At 72.7% G+C, this 19,046-nt stretch carries 22 protein-coding genes; 10 read left to right on the top strand and 12 right to left on the bottom strand.

All coding sequences use genetic code 11. From position 1 onward, the window contains the following. Nucleotides 1–36: 36 nt before the first annotated feature. Nucleotides 37–957 carry a hypothetical protein gene (locus ACX9I7_RS27855; RefSeq protein WP_459388884.1) on the bottom strand — a complete coding sequence of 307 codons (921 nt, stop codon included), beginning with the start codon at nt 955–957 and terminating at the stop codon, nt 37–39. 80 nt (nt 958–1,037) lie between these two features. On the opposite strand from ACX9I7_RS27855, the gene ACX9I7_RS27860 reads away from it, so the two are divergent. The 3 genes from ACX9I7_RS27860 (at nt 1,038) to recX (ending at nt 3,226) form a co-directional block, all read left to right on the top strand. Further along, nucleotides 1,038–1,232, top strand: coding sequence for a DUF3046 domain-containing protein (locus tag ACX9I7_RS27860; protein WP_086566421.1), 195 nt, complete (start codon nt 1,038–1,040; stop codon nt 1,230–1,232). A gap of 240 nt (nt 1,233–1,472) precedes the next feature. Then, nucleotides 1,473–2,597, top strand: a complete 1,125-nt coding sequence (recA, locus tag ACX9I7_RS27865; RefSeq protein ID WP_358631682.1) for a recombinase RecA — start codon at nt 1,473–1,475, stop codon at nt 2,595–2,597. A 44-nt stretch (nt 2,598–2,641) separates the two neighbouring features. Beyond that, nucleotides 2,642–3,226: a recombination regulator RecX gene (recX, locus tag ACX9I7_RS27870; RefSeq protein WP_387572185.1), complete on the top strand. Its 585-nt coding sequence runs from the start codon at nt 2,642–2,644 to the stop codon at nt 3,224–3,226. Here recX and ACX9I7_RS27875 read toward each other — a convergent pair. From ACX9I7_RS27875 to ACX9I7_RS27910, 8 genes are all read right to left on the bottom strand, one after another. Then, complete coding sequence (locus ACX9I7_RS27875; RefSeq protein ID WP_387572095.1) at nt 3,208–3,609, bottom strand: rhodanese-like domain-containing protein; 402 nt, start codon at nt 3,607–3,609, stop codon at nt 3,208–3,210. The genes recX and ACX9I7_RS27875 overlap by 19 nt on opposite strands. A gap of 31 nt (nt 3,610–3,640) precedes the next feature. Then, entirely contained in the window at nt 3,641–4,189 is a 549-nt protein-coding gene (locus tag ACX9I7_RS27880; RefSeq protein WP_387572094.1) for a cupin domain-containing protein, read from the bottom strand. A 76-nt stretch (nt 4,190–4,265) separates the two neighbouring features. Beyond that, nucleotides 4,266–4,352 carry a putative leader peptide gene (locus tag ACX9I7_RS27885; protein WP_358631730.1) on the bottom strand — a complete coding sequence of 29 codons (87 nt, stop codon included), beginning with the start codon at nt 4,350–4,352 and terminating at the stop codon, nt 4,266–4,268. A 32-nt stretch (nt 4,353–4,384) separates the two neighbouring features. Continuing rightward, the gene (locus ACX9I7_RS27890) at nt 4,385–6,148 is read right to left on the bottom strand and encodes an FAD-dependent monooxygenase (protein ID WP_459388885.1); all 1,764 of its coding nucleotides are present in this window, start codon (nt 6,146–6,148) and stop codon (nt 4,385–4,387) included. A 221-nt stretch (nt 6,149–6,369) separates the two neighbouring features. Beyond that, the gene (locus tag ACX9I7_RS27895; RefSeq protein ID WP_459388886.1) at nt 6,370–7,269 is read right to left on the bottom strand and encodes an amino acid ABC transporter permease; all 900 of its coding nucleotides are present in this window, start codon (nt 7,267–7,269) and stop codon (nt 6,370–6,372) included. Then, the gene (locus tag ACX9I7_RS27900) at nt 7,266–7,916 is read right to left on the bottom strand and encodes an amino acid ABC transporter permease (RefSeq protein WP_126916398.1); all 651 of its coding nucleotides are present in this window, start codon (nt 7,914–7,916) and stop codon (nt 7,266–7,268) included. Before ACX9I7_RS27900 ends, ACX9I7_RS27895 begins: the two co-directional genes overlap by 4 nt. 48 nt (nt 7,917–7,964) lie before the next feature. Further along, on the bottom strand, nt 7,965–8,888 hold the full coding sequence (locus ACX9I7_RS27905) for a glutamate ABC transporter substrate-binding protein (RefSeq protein ID WP_459388887.1): 924 nt from the start codon (nt 8,886–8,888) through the stop codon (nt 7,965–7,967). Between the two features lie 71 nt (nt 8,889–8,959). Then, nucleotides 8,960–9,736 carry an amino acid ABC transporter ATP-binding protein gene (locus ACX9I7_RS27910; RefSeq protein WP_126916400.1) on the bottom strand — a complete coding sequence of 259 codons (777 nt, stop codon included), beginning with the start codon at nt 9,734–9,736 and terminating at the stop codon, nt 8,960–8,962. Nucleotides 9,737–9,992: 256 nt separating this feature from the next. Here ACX9I7_RS27910 and ACX9I7_RS27915 point away from each other — a divergent pair, with 256 nt between their 5' ends. Both ACX9I7_RS27915 and ACX9I7_RS27920 read left to right on the top strand, forming a co-directional pair. Then, complete coding sequence (locus ACX9I7_RS27915; RefSeq protein ID WP_459388888.1) at nt 9,993–10,703, top strand: response regulator transcription factor; 711 nt, start codon at nt 9,993–9,995, stop codon at nt 10,701–10,703. 12 nt (nt 10,704–10,715) lie between these two features. After that, nucleotides 10,716–12,122, top strand: a complete 1,407-nt coding sequence (locus ACX9I7_RS27920; protein ID WP_387572080.1) for a sensor histidine kinase — start codon at nt 10,716–10,718, stop codon at nt 12,120–12,122. Between the two features lie 28 nt (nt 12,123–12,150). Here the strand turns inward: ACX9I7_RS27920 and ACX9I7_RS27925 are convergent, their stop codons facing one another. After that, nucleotides 12,151–13,149 (bottom strand): TAXI family TRAP transporter solute-binding subunit, encoded by a 999-nt coding sequence (locus tag ACX9I7_RS27925; RefSeq protein ID WP_387572077.1) that lies wholly within the window; start codon nt 13,147–13,149, stop codon nt 12,151–12,153. Nucleotides 13,150–13,291: 142 nt separating this feature from the next. Between ACX9I7_RS27925 and miaB the strand changes: the two genes are divergently transcribed. After that, on the top strand, nt 13,292–14,788 hold the full coding sequence (miaB, locus tag ACX9I7_RS27930; protein ID WP_387572074.1) for a tRNA (N6-isopentenyl adenosine(37)-C2)-methylthiotransferase MiaB: 1,497 nt from the start codon (nt 13,292–13,294) through the stop codon (nt 14,786–14,788). A gap of 137 nt (nt 14,789–14,925) precedes the next feature. Continuing rightward, the gene (locus tag ACX9I7_RS27935) at nt 14,926–15,636 is read left to right on the top strand and encodes a class III extradiol dioxygenase subunit B-like domain-containing protein (protein ID WP_459388889.1); all 711 of its coding nucleotides are present in this window, start codon (nt 14,926–14,928) and stop codon (nt 15,634–15,636) included. An 85-nt stretch (nt 15,637–15,721) separates the two neighbouring features. On the opposite strand, the gene ACX9I7_RS27940 is transcribed toward ACX9I7_RS27935, so the two are convergent. Next, nucleotides 15,722–15,979, bottom strand: coding sequence for an antitoxin (locus tag ACX9I7_RS27940; RefSeq protein ID WP_126916406.1), 258 nt, complete (start codon nt 15,977–15,979; stop codon nt 15,722–15,724). A 30-nt stretch (nt 15,980–16,009) separates the two neighbouring features. After that, on the bottom strand, nt 16,010–16,261 hold the full coding sequence (locus ACX9I7_RS27945; protein ID WP_126916407.1) for a hypothetical protein: 252 nt from the start codon (nt 16,259–16,261) through the stop codon (nt 16,010–16,012). Between the two features lie 183 nt (nt 16,262–16,444). Between ACX9I7_RS27945 and miaA the strand changes: the two genes are divergently transcribed. The 3 genes from miaA to dapF all read left to right on the top strand — a co-directional run bounded on the left by miaA (nt 16,445) and on the right by dapF (nt 18,908). Beyond that, complete coding sequence (gene miaA, locus ACX9I7_RS27950; protein ID WP_189449333.1) at nt 16,445–17,383, top strand: tRNA (adenosine(37)-N6)-dimethylallyltransferase MiaA; 939 nt, start codon at nt 16,445–16,447, stop codon at nt 17,381–17,383. A 107-nt stretch (nt 17,384–17,490) separates the two neighbouring features. After that, nucleotides 17,491–17,967, top strand: coding sequence for a hypothetical protein (locus ACX9I7_RS27955; protein WP_206280047.1), 477 nt, complete (start codon nt 17,491–17,493; stop codon nt 17,965–17,967). Nucleotides 17,968–18,020: 53 nt separating this feature from the next. Further along, the gene (dapF, locus tag ACX9I7_RS27960) at nt 18,021–18,908 is read left to right on the top strand and encodes a diaminopimelate epimerase (RefSeq protein WP_397611713.1); all 888 of its coding nucleotides are present in this window, start codon (nt 18,021–18,023) and stop codon (nt 18,906–18,908) included. Nucleotides 18,909–19,046 lie beyond the last annotated feature (138 nt).

The following is a 19,046-nucleotide window of genomic DNA, read 5'->3' on the forward strand; positions in this document are numbered from 1 at the left end:
GGGGCCCGGCCGGCGGGGCCGGGGCGGGCTGCGGGGCTAGACGGGGCGGCCGTACGCGCGCAGGGTCAGCAGGGCGTCGAGGGTCACCATGGGCCGGCCCTCGAGGACCGTGCCCGGGGCCCAGGCCCGCCAGCGGACCGGCCAGCCGCCGTCGTCCTGCTGGGCCGCGGCGAGGAAGTCCAGCGACCGCGCCATCTCGGTGTCGGAGAACCAGGCGCGGGCCAGCGAGCCGGGCGTGCGCGCGAAGTCGTGGGGGAAGTGGTGCTCGCCGGGCGCGTAGCCCTCCGGGAGGGGGTGGTCGGCCGCCCGGTCCGGGTCCAGCACGGCCAGTCGCTGCTCCCGTACCGCCCGTCCGAGCCGGTCGGCCGCGGCCCGGGCCCGGGCGCGGTCGGGTGCCCCGTCGAGGAAGGCGACCGCCGCCTCGACCTCGTACGGGTGGGTGCGCGCCCCCCGGCCGAGGGCGTCGACGGCGGCCCAGCAGAAGTCGGTGGCCCGGAACAGCCAGGCGTGCCACACCGCGTTGCGGTGCAGCAGGCCGACCACGGGGCCGGTGGCGAGCAGATCGCTGGGCGGGTCGTCCACCAGTGGAATCCAGGGGGCCGCCGGATAGCCGCGCAGCGAGGGGTGGAGGGCGGGCAGCGCTCCGTCGGCGGTGGACACCGCCGTCAGATAGCGGCACACGGGCTCCACCCGCCGGTCGCGGCAACGCCCGATCTCGTCGAGCACGCGCAGGGCGTGCGCGGTGTGCAGCGGCTGGCTCACGGGGCCGCGCAGATCCGGCTCCAGGGCGTGGCCGAAGCCCCCGTCGTCGCCCGCGTACGCGTCGAGGGCGGCCTCGACGGCGGCGGCCTGCCCACCCAGGAAGTGGAACGCGAATCTCCGCTGCTCCAGGACGCGGGCGGTCAGCCAGATGAAGCGCTCGGCGCGGGCGGTGGCGGATGCTCCGGACGGTGCCATGGACAAGACCGTAGGGCGCGGAGCGCCGCCGGTCAGCGGCTCATGGTCGGCTGCACTCTCAGGGGCGGGATACTGGGCGCATGCGGTTGACGGTCTTCTGGCAGCGAATGGCTGACTATTTCGGCGCGGCGTACGCCGACTCCTTCGCTCGCGATCATGTGATGTCCGAGCTCGGCGGGAGGACCGTGCACCAGGCGCTGGACGCCGGCTGGAACGCCAAGGACGTCTGGCGCGCGGTGTGCCGGGCGCTGGAGATCCCCGAGGACCGCCGCTGACCGACCGCGCACGCCGAGCGCCACAGGGTCACCGAGACGTCGCGGAGGCGCTGATTCCGGGGTTTCCGGCGCGCCGGGTGGCGCGCTTGACACGAAAATCGAACATCTATTCTCATGGGTGTCCCGGGCTGCTGGACGCGAGTTATCCACAGGCCGGAGCGACGCCCGGGCGCATTGTCAGTGGCAGGCGTTAGCGTCGTGGACGTGAAGCGATCGACTCAAGCGAACCGGGTGGAACCCATGGCAGGAACCGACCGCGAGAAGGCGCTCGACGCCGCGCTCGCGCAGATTGAACGGCAATTCGGCAAGGGCGCGGTCATGCGCCTGGGCGAGCGGCCGAATGAGCCCATCGAGGTCATCTCCACCGGGTCGACCGCTCTCGACGTCGCCCTCGGTGTCGGCGGCCTGCCGCGCGGCCGCGTGGTGGAGATCTACGGACCGGAGTCCTCCGGTAAGACGACCCTGACGCTGCACGCCGTGGCCAACGCCCAGCGGGCCGGCGGCACCGTCGCCTTCGTGGACGCCGAGCACGCCCTCGACCCCGAGTACGCCAGAAAGCTCGGCGTCGACATCGACAACCTGATCCTGTCCCAGCCGGACAACGGCGAGCAGGCTCTCGAGATCGTCGACATGCTGGTCCGCTCCGGCGCGCTCGACCTGATCGTCATCGACTCCGTGGCCGCCCTGGTGCCGCGCGCGGAGATCGAGGGCGAGATGGGCGACTCGCACGTGGGTCTCCAGGCCCGGCTGATGAGCCAGGCGCTGCGGAAGATCACCAGCGCGCTCAACCAGTCCAAGACCACCGCGATCTTCATCAACCAGCTCCGCGAGAAGATCGGCGTGATGTTCGGTTCCCCGGAGACCACGACCGGTGGCCGGGCCCTGAAGTTCTACGCCTCGGTGCGCATCGACATCCGCCGCATCGAGACGCTGAAGGACGGCACGGAGGCGGTCGGCAACCGCACCCGCTGCAAGGTCGTCAAGAACAAGGTCGCGCCGCCCTTCAAGCAGGCCGAGTTCGACATCCTCTACGGCCAGGGCATCAGCCGCGAGGGCGGCCTGATCGACATGGGTGTGGAGCACGGCTTCATCCGCAAGGCCGGTGCCTGGTACACCTACGAGGGCGACCAGCTCGGCCAGGGCAAGGAGAACGCCCGCAACTTCCTCAAGGACAATCCCGACCTCGCCAACGAGATCGAGAAGAAGATCAAGGACAAGCTGGGCGTGGGCGTCCGGCCCGGCGCCCAGGCGGAGGAGCCCGCCGCCGACGCCGCGGGTGCCGCCGCGGGCGAGCCGGCCAAGTCGGTGCCCGCGCCGGCCGCCAAGTCCACCGGTAAGGCGGCGAAGGCCGCGGCCAAGAGCTAAGCCGCGCCGTGTCTGATGCACAGCCGTGGCACGGCGACGGGCCCGTGCCACGTGAGCCGCGCGCGGACGACCGAACGGGCGGTGGCTCCGCTTCCCCGTCGAGGGCCGGGGCCGGAGCACCACCGTCACCGGAGGAGCAGGCGCGGGCGATCTGCCTGCGCCTGCTCACCGGAACCCCGCGCACCCGCAAACAGCTCGCCGACGCCCTGGCCAAGCGCGGCATACCGGCCGAGGCGGCGGAGGAGGTGCTGTCCCGGTTCGAGGACGTGGGCCTGATCGACGACACCGCGTTCGCCGGCGCCTGGGTCGAGTCCCGCCACCACGGCCGGGGCCTGGCCCGCCGCGCCCTCGCCCGGGAGCTGCGCACCAAGGGCGTCGACTCGGCGATCGTCGACGAGGCCGTGGGGCGGCTCGACGCGGAGCAGGAGGAGCGCACGGCCCGTGAGCTCGTCCAGCGCAAGCTCCGGTCGACCCGGGGTCTGGACCGGGAGAAGCGGCTGCGCCGCCTCGCCGGGATGCTGGCCCGCAAGGGCTACTCCGAGGGGCTCGCCCTGCGCGTGGTGCGCGACGCCCTGGAGGAGGAGGGCGACGACCCGGAGCTCCTCGAGCACTACCTGCCGGACGCCTGAGCCGGACGCCAGGGCGTCACCGGCAGGCCGGCCGCGCGCCACGCCTGGAAGCCGCCCACCAGATCGGTGGCCCGGTACAGGCCCAGCCGGCGCAGGGAGACGGCGGCCAGCGACGAGGCGTACCCCTCGTCGCAGAACACGACCACCCGCAGGCCGTGATCCGTCGCCCGCGCCGCGCGGTGCTCACAGGCCGGGTCGAGCCGCCACTCCAGCTCGTTGCGCTCCACGACGAGCGCCCCAGGGACCGTCCCGTCGCGCTCCCGCAGCGCCGCGTAGCGGATGTCCACCAGCAGGCCGCCGTCCGCCCGGACGGCGGCCGCCTCGGCCGGCCCCACGCGGTCGAGCTGCGCGCGCGCCTCGGCCAGCAACTCCTCCACCCTCATGACCGCTCCCTCATGCCCGCCCCCGGGTCCCTCATGCCCACTCCCGCGCCCACTCGACCGCCTCCAGCCGCAGCACCTGACCGCTGCGGCTGTACCGGCGCATCATCGGCAGCGGCGGGTAGTACGCGTGCACGGAGATGGCGTGCCGCTCCCGCGAGGCGTTGAGCACCTGGTGGACGTGGTGCGGCCCGAAGGCCCGGCCGTTCCCGTCCGCCAGCAGGCGCTCGCGGTCGATGCCGTCCGCCAGTTCCAGCAGCTTCCACCCCTCGGTGGGCAGCCGCGCGGCCAGGGACTGCTCGGTCAGGCTCCCGGAGGCCACGGCGAACGCGCCGTGCGAGCCCCCGTGGTCGTGCCAGCCGGTGCCACTGCCCGGCGGCCAGCCGATGAGCCATGCCTCGCCGCCGCCCGGACCCTCCAGCCGGATCCAGGTCCGCCCATGGGGGTCGAGCGGGAGCGAGGCGACGAGACGGGCGTCGGCGGCCGTCCGGCCGGCGAAGTCCAGGAGATCCGCCTGGGAGGGCGCCCCGGAGGCGTCCGGCGAGGCGGCGTGCGAAACGTTCGTACGTACGGAAGCGGGCACAGTCGAACCGTCCTGAGTGATCGCGAAGAACGCGCGCGGCGCACGGAGCGCACGGCAGCGCGGAGGGAAGAGCGGATCAGCAGGACGGACGACAGACACAGCCCGCGTAGCGGAGCAGGTCCAGATGGACCCTCCGCCAGAAACGCGAGCCGCTGTCAGTCACGCTCCGGAGTCAACCATGGCGACCATGGCCGGTCAACGGTTGGCCGTAGCCTCACTGGTGGCTTCCTGGGAAGTCGACTCCTCCGGGGGCGCCTCGGCGCCCCCGGGGCCTCCGGCGGCGCCGCCCCGCGCCGCGTCCGCGCACGCGTACAGCTCCGCCGCCCGCACCCCCGCCAGCGCGGCCACCAGCCGGCCGTCCGGCCGGACCACCAGAACGGTGTGCGCGTCCGCCCCCGGATACCCCTCGGCGACGAGCAGTTCCGCCGCCACGGGCAGGGCCGAGACGGCCGCCGCCAGGGCGGGCATGAGGCCCGCGCCCACCCAGTGGCGGCGCTCCCACACCCCCGTGCCGGGGGCGACGAGGACCACCAGCAGGTCGCCGCCCAGCCGGTCGCGCAGCCACGCCTCCGAACCGTCCGGCGCGGTCACCGGCACGTCCGCGACCGGCGCCCCCACGGCCGTGGCCACCAGCACCGAGCTCGCGGGCGGAGCGGCCGGCAGCAGGGGCGTACGGGAGTGGACGGCCGGCGCGCCCAGCAGCCCGCGCCCCAAGTGGCCTTCCGTCAGCAGCGCGTCGTGGGAGCGCGCGGCGCCCGGCACGAGGGTGCGCCGCACCGTCCGCCAGCCGCCCTCGCCGCGTACCGCGGGCAGCATCCGGTCGGCGGCGCGCAGCCGGGCTGCGACGGCCTCCCGGCGCTCGGCCTGGTAGCTGTCGAGCAGGGCTTCGGAGGCGCCGTGGTGCCAGGCCAGCGCCAGCTTCCAGGCGAGGTTCTCGGCGTCCAGCAGCCCTTCGTCGAGCCCCTGGGTGCCCAGCGCGCCCAGCAGATGCGCGGCGTCGCCCGCGAGGAAGGCGCGCCCGCAGCGCCAGCGGCGCGCGAGACGGTGGTGCACGGCGTACACACCGGTGTCCAGCAGCTCGTACGCCGGGGCTTCGCCGCACCACGCCGCCAGGGAGTCGCCGACGCGGGCGAGCAGCGCGTCGGGGGTGACCAGCCCGCCGTCGGGCGGCAGCGGCCAGTCGAGCCGCCACACCCCGTCGGGCAGCGGACGGGCCGTCACCTCGCCGCCGCGCGGCGGCGACCGGTGCAGCACGGCCTCGCCCGGCCAGGGCAGCTCGGCGCGGAGCGCGGCGACCGCGTACCGCTCCACGGCCGTACGCCCGGGGAAGCGGGCCCCGAGCAGTTTGCGGACGACGGAGCGGGCGCCGTCGCAGCCGATCAGATAACTGCCCCGCCACACCGTGTCGTTGTCGCCACCGCCCTCGCCCCGGGTGTGCGCGGTGACGCCGGAGGAGTCCTGTTCGAGGAGGGCCACGCGGCTGTCGTGGACGATCCGCACGTCCGCCTCGCCGTCGAGCGCCGCCCGCAGTTCGCGTGCGAGGGCGTGCTGGGGCAGATGCAGGGGAGACGGTTCTGCTGCAGGGTCGGCGCGCGGCTCGTCACCCGGGCGCTCCTCGGCGGCCTCACCGGCCTCGAACGCGTCCTCGAACTCGGCGGGTTCCGCGGCCTTTCCGGCGCCGCCGGGCGGTGCGAATGGGATCCGCGCCACTTCCGTCCGGCGCCGCAGCGTGCGCCAGCCCGACCAGCGGGCGCCCTCCGAAGTGACGCACCCCAGCCGCTCCAGCAGCGCGGCGGTCTCCGGCCGCAGCACGGCCGTACGGGCCAGGCGGCGCTCCTGTGGCGTACCGGCCTCGCCGGGCGACTCGTCCAGGACGGTGACGGGCACCTCGTACCGGGCCAGGGCCAGGGCCAGGGTGAGCCCGACGGGCCCGGCCCCGACGACGATCACCGGGTCCACGGTGCGGCCCCCTCGCCCCCGGAACGGACGGTGACCTCGCCGTACGCGTGGCGCGTACGGGACGTACGGGGACTGGCAGGGGGAAAACGGTGCGCGATCACAGAACGTATGCAACCCATTGCCGGTGCGTGCGTCAAGTGATCAGAGCCGCCGTCACGGCGCGCCGAAGGCGTGCGCCCCGCCGGTCCGGTGCGACCGACGGGGCGTCAACCGCCGTCCGTTCAGGCGGTCCCGGTGCCGTCCGCGCCGGAGGCGCCCGCGGTGGGCTCGGCGCCCGGCACGATGCCTGCGGCCGGCAGCGCCGGCGGCTTCCCCTTGCGGGAGCGCTGTGTGCGCCGTTCGACCCACGTGGCGACGGAGGACAGCGCCAGGCACAGCAGGATGTAGATCGAGCCGAAGACGATGACCATCGGGATGAAGGCGTAGACGCCGTTCACGGGCGGGGTCTGCTGGGCGAAGGCCTTGCCGACGAACAGCAGTTCCTCGTAGAGGATGATGAAGCCGAGCGAGGTGTCCTTGAGGGTCACCACGAGCTGGCTGATGATCGACGGCAGCATCGAGCGGACGGCCTGGGGCACCAGCACGGCCGTCATCACCTGCGTCTTGCGCAGCCCGATCGCGTACGCGGCCTCGCTCTGCCCCCGGGGCACGGCGTTGATCCCGGAGCGGAAGATCTCCGCCTGGACCGAGCCGTTGTACAGCGTCAGCCCGATCACCAGGGCCCACATCGGGTCGGAGGTGAACACCGCCGCGTACAGCAGGAAGATCATGATGAGCAGCGGCATGGCCCGGAAGAACTCCACCACCACCGTGGCCGCCCAGCGCACCGGCCGGTGGTCGGAGAGCCGTGCGGTGGCCAGTACCGTGCCCAGCGCCAGCGAGAGGACGGCCGCGATCGCGAAGGTCTTGAGGGTGGTCAGCAGGCCGTCGACGATCCGCTGCTGGGTCTCGGTGTACTCGTAGTCGTCCCACAGCCCGGCCTGGAACTGCCCGGTGGCGTCCAGCCGGTAGATCACGAAGCCGATCAGCCCGGCGATCGCGAGGGTGGACAGGGCGCCGTAGAGGCGGTTGCGGGCCCGGCCCCGGGGGCCGGGGACGTCGTAGAGGACGCTGCCGCTCATCGGGCCACCGCCAGTCGGTTCTCCAGCAGCCGGAACAGGCCGCTGATGGTGAAGGTGATGATGATGTAGCAGATCGCGATCCAAAGGAAGATCACGTAAATGTTGTAGCCCGACGCGGCGTTGAGGGTCTTCTGCACCGAGCCGAGCTCGGTGACGTTGAAGCCCGAGGCGATGGCCGTGTTCTTGGCCAGGGCGATCAGCAGGCTGCCGATGGGCGGTATCGAGGTGCGGGCGGCCTGCGGCAGCACTATCTGCACCAGCGTCTGCCCGAACGTCATCCCGATCGACCGGGCGGCCTCCGCCTGACCCACCGGCACGGTGTTGATCCCCGACCTGAGGGCCTCGCAGATGAACGCCGAGGTGTAGCAGCCCAGGGCGAGCACGGCGAGCCAGAAGGAGTCCCAGCCCTTCAGCCCCAGCGCCGGCAGCCCCAGGGTGACGGCGAGGAACAACAGCACCAGCGGGGTGTTGCGCAGCAGCGTCACCCACGTGGTGCCGAAGACGCGCAGCGCGGGCACCGGAGAGACGCGGAACGCCGCGACGAGGGTGCCCAGCACCAAGGCGAGCAGCGCGCTGAGCACCGTTAGTTCCACGGTGCCGATGAAACCTTCGCGGAACATCGCGAAGTTGTCCGACAGAACGTTCACGTCACTTCTCCGGGTATCGCGAGGCGGTCGTCCGGCACCACTCGCCGGTCAGTAGCGCTCGACCGCGGGCGGGGTGGAGGCGGGGACGCCCGAGCGGCCCAGCGTGGCGTCGTAGGCCTTCTTCCAGTCGCCGTTCTTCTCGTGCGCCTCGATGGCCTTGTTGACCGCCTCGCGCAGCGCCGTGTCGTCCTTCTTGAGGCCGACGCCGTAGGGCTCCTTGGAGAAGGGGTTGCCGACGACCTTCAGCGCGCCCTTGTTCTCGGCCGCGTAGCCCTTGAGGATCGAGTCGTCCGTGGTGACCGCGTCGACCGAACCGTTGACCAGCTCCTGGACGCACAGCTGGTAGCCCTGCTGCGCCTTGGCCTCGGCCACGCCGTACTTGGCCTCCTTGATCCGCTTCAGCGGGGTGGAGCCGGTCACCGAGCAGACCTTCTTGCCCTTGAGGTCGTCCGGGCCCTTGATCGAGCTGTCGGCCTTCACCAGCAGGTCCTGCCCGGCGACGTAGTACGGGCCGGCGAAGCCGACCTGCTTCTTGCGCTCGTCGTTGATCGTGTACGTGCCCACGTACAGGTCGACGCCACCGCTGGCGATCTGCGTCTCGCGCGCCTCGGAGGGGACCGTCACGAACTTGATGTGCGCCTCGTCGAAACCGAGATCGGCCGCGATCATCCGGGCGATCTCCACGTCGAAGCCGGAGCGCTTCTTGGTGCCGGGGTTCTCGAAGCCGAGGCCGGGCTGGTCCGCCTTGGTGCCGATGGTGATCGTCTTGCCCATGATCTTCTCGAAGACCGACGAGCCCTTGACGTCCGCGGCGGAGTTCACCTGGTACTTCGGCAGCTCGGCGGCCGCGGAGGCGCCGCCGCTGGACTTGTCGCTCTTGTCGTCGGGGCTGCCCGACTTGCCGCAGGCGGTGGCGGAGGCGGCCAGCGCGATGACGGCGGCGGCCGCCGCTGCGGTGTTGCGGAGCTTCATGGAGGACATCCTTTGCGTCTGCGGGACCTCGGGTGGCGGTGAAGCGGCGGGGAAGGGGCGGCGCGGAGCGCTCAGTGGTGGAGGATCTTCGACAGGAAGTCCTTGGCCCGGTCGCTGCGCGGGTTGCTGAAGAACTGGTCCGGCCGCGCCTCCTCGACGATGCGGCCGTCCGCCATGAAGACCACGCGGTTCGCGGCGGAGCGGGCGAAGCCCATCTCGTGGGTGACGACGACCATGGTCATGCCGTCCCGGGCGAGCTGCTGCATGACCTCCAGCACCTCGTTGATCATCTCCGGGTCCAGGGCCGAGGTCGGCTCGTCGAAGAGCATCACCTTCGGGTCCATGGCCAGCGCCCGGGCGATCGCCACACGCTGCTGCTGGCCGCCGGAGAGCTGTGCGGGGTACTTCTCCGCCTGGGCGCCCACGCCCACCCGGTCGAGCAGGGAACGAGCCGTGGCCTCGGCCGACTTCCGGTCCTTCCTGCGGACCTTCACCTGCCCCAGCGTCACGTTCTCCAGCACGGTCTTGTGGGCGAAGAGATTGAACGACTGGAAGACCATGCCCACGTCGGCGCGCAGCCGCGCCAGCTCCCTGCCCTCCTGGGGCAGCGGCTTCCCGTCGATGGTGATGGAACCGGAGTCCGTCGTCTCCAGCCGGTTGATCGTGCGGCACAGGGTCGACTTGCCCGATCCCGACGGCCCGATGACGACCACCACTTCGCCGCGGGCGATGGTCAAGTCGATGTCCTGGAGCACGTGCAGCGCGCCGAAGTGCTTGTTGACCTTGTCCAGGACGACCAGGGCGTCCGCGGCGGGCGCCACGTCCTTGGTCACCGATATCTCGTTCATCGGCGCTCCTCGCTCCGTCCTCCTCGGTTGGGGAGGACCCTAATGAGCGGCGAAGACCAACGTCATTACATCTGAGCTGAAATTGAGCATAACGATCCGGACTCAACCGGACACACAGCGTCAGATCGCCGGAACGCCTCGCTCCGTGGTACCGGCTGGATAACGGATGCCCTCGCGCGGGCAGAACCCCTTGACGTACCGGGAGCGCATCCGCGTGGATGCGGTGATACCGCACCGAGCCGCGCGGAGGAGGCCGATGAGACTGCTGCTCGTGGAGGACGACGACCACGTCGCCGCGGCCCTGTCGGCCGTCCTCGGCCGGCACGGCTTCGACGTCACGCACGCGAGGAGCGGCGAGGAGGCCCTCCAGGCCCTGCTGCCGGGCGACCGGTCGCCCTTCGGCGTCGTCCTGCTCGACCTCGGACTGCCCGACCAGGACGGCTTCGAGGTCTGCGGCAGGATCCGCAAGCGCACCACCACGCCCGTCATCATGGTCACCGCCCGCGCCGACACCCGCTCGAAGATCCACGGCCTGAACCTCGGCGCCGACGACTACGTGGTCAAGCCCTACGACACCGGTGAACTGCTCGCCCGCATCCACGCCGTCGCCCGGCGCATCCCGCACCAGGAGAGCGCGCCGGGCCGGTCGCGCGCCCCCGAGGGCGACGCGAACGTCCTCAGCCTGGGCGACCTGACCATCGAGCTCCCCAACCGCCGTGTCTGCGTGCACGGCTCGGCCGTCGCCCTCACCCGCAAGGAGTTCGACCTGCTGGCCCTGCTCGCCCAGCGTCCCGGGGTGGTCTTCCGCAGGGAACAGATCATCAGCGAGGTGTGGCGCACCAGCTGGGAAGGGACCGGACGCACCCTGGAAGTGCACATCGCCTCGCTGCGCGCCAAGTTGCGGATGCCCGCCCTCATCGAGACCGTACGGGGCGTCGGGTACAAGATCGTCGTCCCGGTCCGGTAGCCGCGGCCACCCGTGCGCGCCCGACTCCTCCCCCTGCTCATCGTGCTCATGGCGGGCATCCTGATGACCCTCGGCCTCCCGCTGGCCGCCGGCATGGCCGCCGTGCGCCAGCAGCGGGTCGTCGTCGACCGCATCGACGACACCGCACGCTTCGCCGCCCTCGCCCAGTTCGTCGGCTACCGCACCCCCGAGCCGCCCGAAGTCGGCGACAGCGGCGACCGGCAGCTCAGCCTCCAGCACGAACTCGCCCGCTACGAGAAGCTCTACGGCATCCGCGCCGGCGTCTTCTCCCGCGAGGGAAAGCCCCTGACGGTCGCCCCCGCGGGCTGGGTCCTGCCCCGGCGCGGCGAGAGCTGGGCGGCCTTCCAGGACGCGCTGGCCGGACGCCGCAGCCGCGACCCCGGACAGATCTGGCCCTGGCGCCACGACCGGCTCACCGTCGCCTCGCCCGTCATCCGCGACAGCGACGTCGTCGCCGTCGTCGTCACGGACTCGCCCACCGGCCGGCTGCGTTCCCTCATCCTGCGCGACTGGCTGCTCATCGCGGCCGGAGAGACGGCGGCGATGCTGGTGGCGGTCGCGGCGGCGTTCCGGCTCACCGGATGGGTGCTCAAGCCCGTACGCACCCTCGACGTCGCCGCCCACGACATCGCCACCGGCCGGATGAAGTCCCGCGTCGTCGCCGACAGCGGCCCCCCGGAACTGCGCAGACTGGCGCGCTCCTTCAACGAGATGGCCGACAACGTCGAGGACGTCCTGGAACAGCAGCGCGCCTTCGTCGCCGACGCCTCGCACCAGCTGCGCAACCCGCTCTCCGCGCTGCTGCTGCGCATCGACCTGCTGGCCCTCGATCTGCCCGAGGGCCACGCGGAGGTCGGCTCGGTGCGCGCCGAGGGCAAGCGGCTGGCCCGCGTCCTGGACGACCTGCTGGACCTCGCCCTGGCCGAGCACGCCTCCGGCGACGGCCGGCTCACCGACATCGCCGAGATAGTCACCGACCGGGTGGGCGCCTGGTCGCCGGTCGCCGACCGGGGGAAGATCGCCCTCACCTACCGGGGGCCGTCCGCGGCGACCGGCTGGGCCGACCCGATCGCCCTCTCCAGCGCGCTCGACGCGGTCGTGGACAACGCGCTCAAGTTCACGCCCGAGAACGCCCGTGTCGAGGTCACCGTCGCCGTCTCCGGCGACCGGGTCGACATCACCGTGGCCGACGGCGGCCCGGGCCTCACCGAGGAGGAGCTCGCCCGCATCGGCGACCGCTTCTGGCGCAGCAGCCGCCACCAGAACGTCTCCGGTTCCGGCCTCGGGCTGTCCATCTCCCGCGCCCTGCTCGCCGCCGGCGGCGCCACGCTCTCGTACGAGCCGAACAGGCCGACCGGACTGCGCGCGACGATCGCCGTACCGCGCCATGGCGGCTGAGCCGACGGCGTCGCGACCGGAAACAGGTTCAGGGCTTGGCCGACAGGTAATAGCGGCGCGCTCCGGCGTGGAGCTCCAGGGGGTCGGTGAAGATGGCCGTGCGGAGGTCCACTTTCTGCGCGGCGTTCACCTTGCTGCCGATGTGGTCACGGCTCTTGATCACCGTGCGGGTGACGCTCTCGGTGAGATCCGCGTCGGTGTCGTCCCTGGTGACCAGGAGGTTCGCGATCGCGATCGTCTGGACGACGCCGGGGGCGTTCAGCTCGGGATAGGCGTCCGTCGGCATCATCGCCGACCGGTAGTAGCGCGTCTGCCGCCCCATCCGGTGGAGGGGCTCGATGAGGTCCCCGAGCTGGACGAGCCTTATCGGCAGCCGCTCTCCCAGGACCTTGACGGCGTTGGTGGACAGTCCGCCGGACCAGAAGAACGCGTCGAGCTCGCCCTTCTCCAGCAGCCCCGGCATCCGGTCGATGCCCACCCGCACCGGCGTGATGTCCTTTTCGAAGTCGAGACGGGCGGCCTGGAGCAGCCGCCGGGCGATCAGTTGCACCCCCGACCCGTCCGCCCCCACCCCCACCCGCAGCCCCGCGAGATCCCGGGTGGACTTCACGGGGGAGTCCTTGCGCACGACCAGCTGCATGTAGTCGTCGTAGAGCCGCGCGCACGCCCGCAGCCGTCCGGCACCCGGCTGCTTGCGGTCCCGGTAGGTGGCCACCGCGTCGGCCGTGGCGAACGTGAAGTCGGCCTCGCCGCTCGCGAGCTGCCGCAGGTTGTCGAGGGAGCCCTGACTGTGCCGCAGCCGTACCTTCAGGGCCGGCAGGTCCTGGCCCAGGTCCTCCTTGAGGACGTCGCCGTACTTCTCGTACACCCCGGTCGGCACCCCCGTCGCGACCGTGATCTCCCCGACCGGCTCCGGGCCCCGGTCGGGCGGCCACAGCGACCACAGCAGCAGGGCGAGCACGGCGGCCGCCACCGCGCCCGCCCGCGCGGCACGACGCCCGCCGGGGCGCGCGAATCGGGGAAGCACGCTCGGATCCTGCCAGCCCGCCGCCGCGTCGACCAGGCCTCGGCGGGGAGCGGCTCGGGGCGGAGATCACGGGACGGGGCGGGGGTACCGGGGAAACGTGGGGGCACGCTGTCCGAGGGACCACGTACCCTGGTCGATTGAGATGAGTGCGAAGACATACGAGGTGCGCACCTACGGGTGCCAGATGAACGTCCATGACTCCGAGCGGCTGTCCGGCCTCCTGGAGGAAGCGGGCTATGTCCGCGCGCCCGAAGGCACCGCCGAGGGCGACGCCGACGTCGTCGTCTTCAACACCTGCGCGGTGCGGGAGAACGCCGACAACAAGCTGTACGGCAATCTCGGCCGCCTGGCCCCGATGAAGACGAAGCGGCCCGGCATGCAGATCGCCGTCGGCGGCTGCCTCGCCCAGAAGGACCGCGACACGATCGTCAAGCGGGCCCCCTGGGTCGACGTCGTCTTCGGCACCCACAACATCGGCAAGCTGCCGGTGCTGCTGGAGCGCGCCCGCGTCCAGGAGGACGCGCAGGTCGAGATCGCCGAGTCGCTGGAGGCGTTCCCCTCCACGCTGCCGACGCGCCGTGAGAGCGCCTACGCGGCCTGGGTCTCCATCTCCGTCGGCTGCAACAACACCTGCACCTTCTGCATCGTCCCCGCGCTGCGCGGCAAGGAGAAGGACCGTCGCCCGGGCGACATCCTCGCCGAGGTCGAGGCGCTCGTCGCCGAGGGCGTCAGCGAGATCACCCTCCTCGGCCAGAACGTCAACGCCTACGGCTCCGACATGGGCGACCGCGAGGCGTTCTCCAAGCTGCTGCGCGCCTGTGGCCGGATCGAGGGCCTGGAGCGCGTCCGCTTCACCTCGCCCCACCCGCGCGACTTCACCGACGACGTGATCGCCGCGATGGCCGAGACGCCGAACGTGATGCACCAGCTCCACATGCCGCTGCAGTCCGGCTCGGACACGGTCCTCAAGGCGATGCGCCGCTCGTACCGCCAGGAGCGCTTCCTGGGCATCATCGAGAAGGTGCGCGCCGCCATGCCGGACGCCGCCATCTCCACCGACATCATCGTGGGCTTCCCCGGCGAGACCGAGGAGGACTTCGAGCAGACCATGCACGTCGTCCGTGAGGCCCGCTTCGCCAACGCCTTCACCTTCCAGTACTCCAAGCGCCCCGGCACCCCGGCGGCGACCATGGACGGGCAGATCCCCAAGGAGGTCGTGCAGGCGCGCTACGAGCGTCTGGTCGCCCTCCAGGAGGAGATCTCCTGGGAGGAGAACAAGAAGCAGGTCGGCCGGGTCCTGGAGGTCATGGTCGCCGAGGGCGAGGGCCGCAAGGACGACGCCACCCGGCGCCTTTCCGGCCGCGCCCCCGACAACCGCCTGGTCCACTTCACCAAGCCGGACGAGGACGTGCGCCCGGGCGACGTGGTCACCGTCGAGATCACCTACGCCGCCCCGCACCACCTGCTGGCCGAGGGCGCGGCGAAGGCCGTCCGCCGCACGCCCGCGGGCGACGCGTGGGAGAAGCGCAACGCCGCTCCGGCGGAGAAGCCCCAGGGCGTGATGCTGGGCATCCCGCGCATCGGCGCCCCCGCGCCGACGCCGGCGCCCGCGGCGGGCCCGGGCTGCGGCTGCGACTGAGCGGGCACGGCGGCACAGCGGGACGTGACGGGTCCGCGCAGGTCACAGGTGGGCCTGCGGAACCCGGCGGGGAAACGGCCGCACGACGGTCCGGGGAAGCCCGACGAGCGTTGATCGCGAATTGCTAGGGTGCGGCCATGCTCGTCGCCGCCGCCGTATGCCCCTGCCCGCCCCTGCTGGTCCCCGACGTGGCCGCCGGGGCCGCGTCCGAGCTGGACGGCCTGCGGGCCGCCTGCCTGGACGCGGTGGCCGTGCTGGCGGCCGCCCGGCCCGACCGGCTCGTCGTCGTGGGCCCCGCCCCGCACGCCGGTGACGGCGCCTACCCGCCGGGCTCCCCCGGGTCCTTCCGCGGCCTGGGAGTGGACCTCGACGTGCGGCTCGGCGCGGGGGAACCCGCCGGTGAGCGCACCCTCCCGCAGTCCCTGGCCGTCGCCGCCTGGCTGCTGGAGCGCACGAAGTGGGCCGCCGCGCCGGTCGAGGGCCTGGGCGTCGGAGCGACGCTCGAGAGCGAGCGGTGCCTGGCGACCGGCCGGGAACTGGCCGCCACGCCCCAGCGGACCGCACTCCTGGTGATGGGCGACGGCAGCGCCTGCCGCACGGTCAAGGCGCCGGGATACCTGGACGAGCGGGCCGAGCCCTTCGACGCCGAGGCGGCACGGGCCCTGGGCGCCGCCGACACGGCCGCCCTGGCCGCCCTGGACCCCGGAGTCGCCCGCGAGCTCCAGGCGGCCGGACGCGCCCCCTGGCAGGTCCTGGCGGGCGCGGCGGAGGGCGCCGGACTGGGCGGGGCCCTGCTGTACGACGAGGCCCCCTACGGCGTGGGCTACCTCGTGGCCGCCTGGTCGTGACCCGCCGCCGGTCGTGAGCCGCGTACACGGCGACGGCCGTGGAGCGTGCTCCACGGCCGTCGCCGACTCAAGGTGATGACGAGGGTCAGGAGGCCCCGGGGCCCTTCCCGCCGGCCGGGCCCCCGGACTTGCCGTCCTGCTCGGCCAGGCGGCCCAGGGCGTCCTTGGCCTTGCCCGTACCGGTCTGGATCTGGCTGCTGTACTTGCCCTTGGTCTTCTCGTCGACCACCTTGGCGGCCTTCTCGAGCCCCTGCTCGATCTTGTCCCCGTGCTGCTGCGCGAGATCGCCGGCCTTGTCCTTCAACGGGCCGAGCTTGGCCTTGAGATTGTCCAGCAGACCCATGGTGGCCGCCCCTCGTCTTTCCTCGCCGAACTACTTGCGGGCGCCTTCACCGGCCTCGCTGTCGGCCGCCTTCTCCGCCGACTGCTGCTTCGGGATCTCCACCCCGTCTGCCGCCTCCTCCGCGGCCTCCTCGGCCTCGGTCTCGGCCGCCGCCTCCGGCTGCGCCTCGGCCGTCCCCGCGGCGTCGGTGGATTCCGCCGTCGGAGTGGCAGCCGCGGCCTCTTCCGTTGACGCCGAGGACTTCGACGACGACCTGCCGAGAAGCCTTGCAAACACGCCCATATCTACTCCATTACCTTACTGGTGTGAGCGAAATCCCGCGTCGTCAGGGGCGTCCCATGGCGCCGCTCACGCACGCCGGTCCGCGAACCGGCTCTCGGAACCTCGCAACAGGCAACGAAGCCGCCCGCGTCGCGTCACGTCGCTCGTTCGTGGGGTGCTCCGGAGGTTTGGGAGACTGAAGCGGTGAGAAACGCAGCTCCCGCACCCCGGGTCATCGCCGTCGTCGGTCCCACGGCGGCAGGCAAGTCCGATCTCGGCGTCGCCCTCGCCCAGCACCTGGGCGGCGAGGTCGTCAACGCCGACTCCATGCAGCTCTACCGCGGCATGGACATCGGCACGGCCAAACTGACCATGGAGGAGCGGCAGGGCGTGCCGCACCACCTGCTCGACATCTGGGACGTCACCGAGGCCGCCAGCGTCGCCGAGTACCAGCGACTGGCTCGGGCCCACATCGACCGGCTGCTCGCCGAGGGACGTACGCCGATCCTCGTCGGGGGCTCCGGGCTCTACGTCAAGGGCACCATCGACGCCATGGACTTCCCCGGCACCGACCCGGCCGTCCGCGCCCGGCTGGAGGCCGAGCTCGAGGAGCTCGGCCCCGGCGCCCTCCACTCCCGGCTGGCCGCCGCCGACCCGGCCGCCGCCCGCGCGATCCTCCCCGGCAACGGCCGCCGCATCGTGCGCGCCCTGGAAGTCATCGAGCTCACCGGCCGGCCCTTCACGGCGAACCTGCCCGGCGAGGAGCCCGTCTACGACGCCCTGCAGATCGGCGTGGACGTCGAGCGCCCCGAACTGGACGAACGGATCACCGTCCGGGTGGACCGGATGTGGGAGGCCGGGCTCGTCGACGAGGTGCGCGCCCTGGAGCGCGAGGGCCTGCGCGAGGGGCGCACGGCCTCACGCGCCCTCGGCTATCAGCAGGTGCTCGCCTTCCTGGCGGGGGAGTGCACCGAGGACGAGGCCCGCACCGAGACCGTCCGCGCCACCAAGCGCTTCGCGCGCCGGCAGGACTCGTGGTTCCGGCGGGATTCGCGCGTCCACTGGCTGAGCGGCGCCGCCGAGCGACGGGCGGAACTTCCCGAGCGAGCGCTGGCGTTGGTCGAACGGGCTATTACAGCCTGATCACGTGATGGCATCGGGACGCTCCGCACGCCCTGGGGAGCGCGTCCGACGTGCCATCATCAAGCTTCGATCGAGCCGTGGAGTCCGAGTTGGGAGGGCGCGTGGCGATGGAGGCCGGCCCTCGTGACAGACCGCATCAGCCGCAGCCCTGGGGCGACCTCCCGGCGGTGGCCGGGGGAGAGCCGGACGTGCTCACCCCGGACGGCCCCGACGACACCGAGGGGACGACGGCGGACGCGACGGCGCCCGAGTCGTTCCGCGAGCTGCGCCCGCCGCGCAGGCTGAGGCTGTGGCAGCTCGCGCCCATCGTCGTGCTCGCCGCCGTCGGCTCGCTGATGTTCGCCTTCCCGCTCGCCTTCGAGTTCGGCGACGGCGGACCCCTCGTCGCGGTACTCGGCCTGCTCATCAGCTGCTGCGCCGCCGGCTGGGGCGTGATGGCGGCCCGTCGCGTGGGCTACACCTGGCCGGGCCTGCCGCCGCGCGGCTCCGGGCGGCGCCCGGACTGGCGGTACGTGGCCGCCTACACGGCCGTCGTCGCCGTGGTGGTCCTCCTCGCCGTCCTGCGCGTGGCGCGACTGCGCTGACCGGCGCGGGGACCGGCGGAGGGCCCCCGGGCGAGGCCCCGTACCATCGAAGCGTGAGCACCGCGCAGATCGCCTTCCTCAAGGGTCACGGCACCGAGAACGACTTCGTGATCATCCCCGACCACGACGGGCGCCTGGAGCTGTCCCCGACCGCGGTCGCGCTCCTGTGCGACCGGCGTGCGGGCATAGGCGCGGACGGCGTGCTGCGGGTGGTGCGCTCCGCCGCCCACCCCGAGGCGCGGGCGATGGCCGACGAGGCCGAGTGGTTCATGGACTACCGCAACAGCGACGGCAGCGTCGCCGAGATGTGCGGCAACGGCGTCCGGGTGTTCGCGCGCTACCTCCAGGCGGCGGGCCTCGCCGAGGCGGGCGACCTCGCGATCGCCACCCGCGCCGGCGTCCGGCACGCCCACATCGCCAAGCCGGGCCCCGACGGCGAGCCCGGCGGGATCACCGTCGCCATGGGCCGGGCCGAGCTCCCCGAGGGCGAGGTCACCGTCACCGTCGGTGAGCGCGACTGGCCCGCGCGCAACGTCAACATGGGCAACCCCCACGCCGTCTCCTTCGTCGACGACCTCGCCGACGCCGGGAACCTGTTCACCGCCCCCGCCGTCGCCCCGGCCGCCACCTACCCGGACGGCGTCAACGTGGAGTTCGTCGTCGACCGCGGCCCCCGCCACGTCGCCATGCGGGTCCACGAGCGGGGCTCGGGCGAGACCCGCTCCTGCGGCACGGGCGCCTGCGCCGTGATGGTCGCGACGGCCCGCCGCGACGGCGCCGACCCGGCCGTCCTGGGCCACCCCGTCACCTACACCGTGGACGTCCCCGGCGGACGCCTGGTGATCAGCGAGACCCCGGACGGCACCGTCGAGATGACCGGGCCCGCCGTGATCGTCGCGGAAGGCGTCTTCGACGCCTCCCGCTTCGCCGTCACGGTCTGACGGCCTTCGCCGTCCCCCTAGGACGCCCGCGCGGGCACGCCACTGTTCGCCGTGGGGCCCGTGTCATGCCTCGACTCCCTCGAATGGGTGATCCGTTTCACTCTGGGCGAGAGCGGGTGAGCGGTGCGTGATGGGCTC

The organism is Streptomyces sp. L500 (assembly GCF_054551825.1).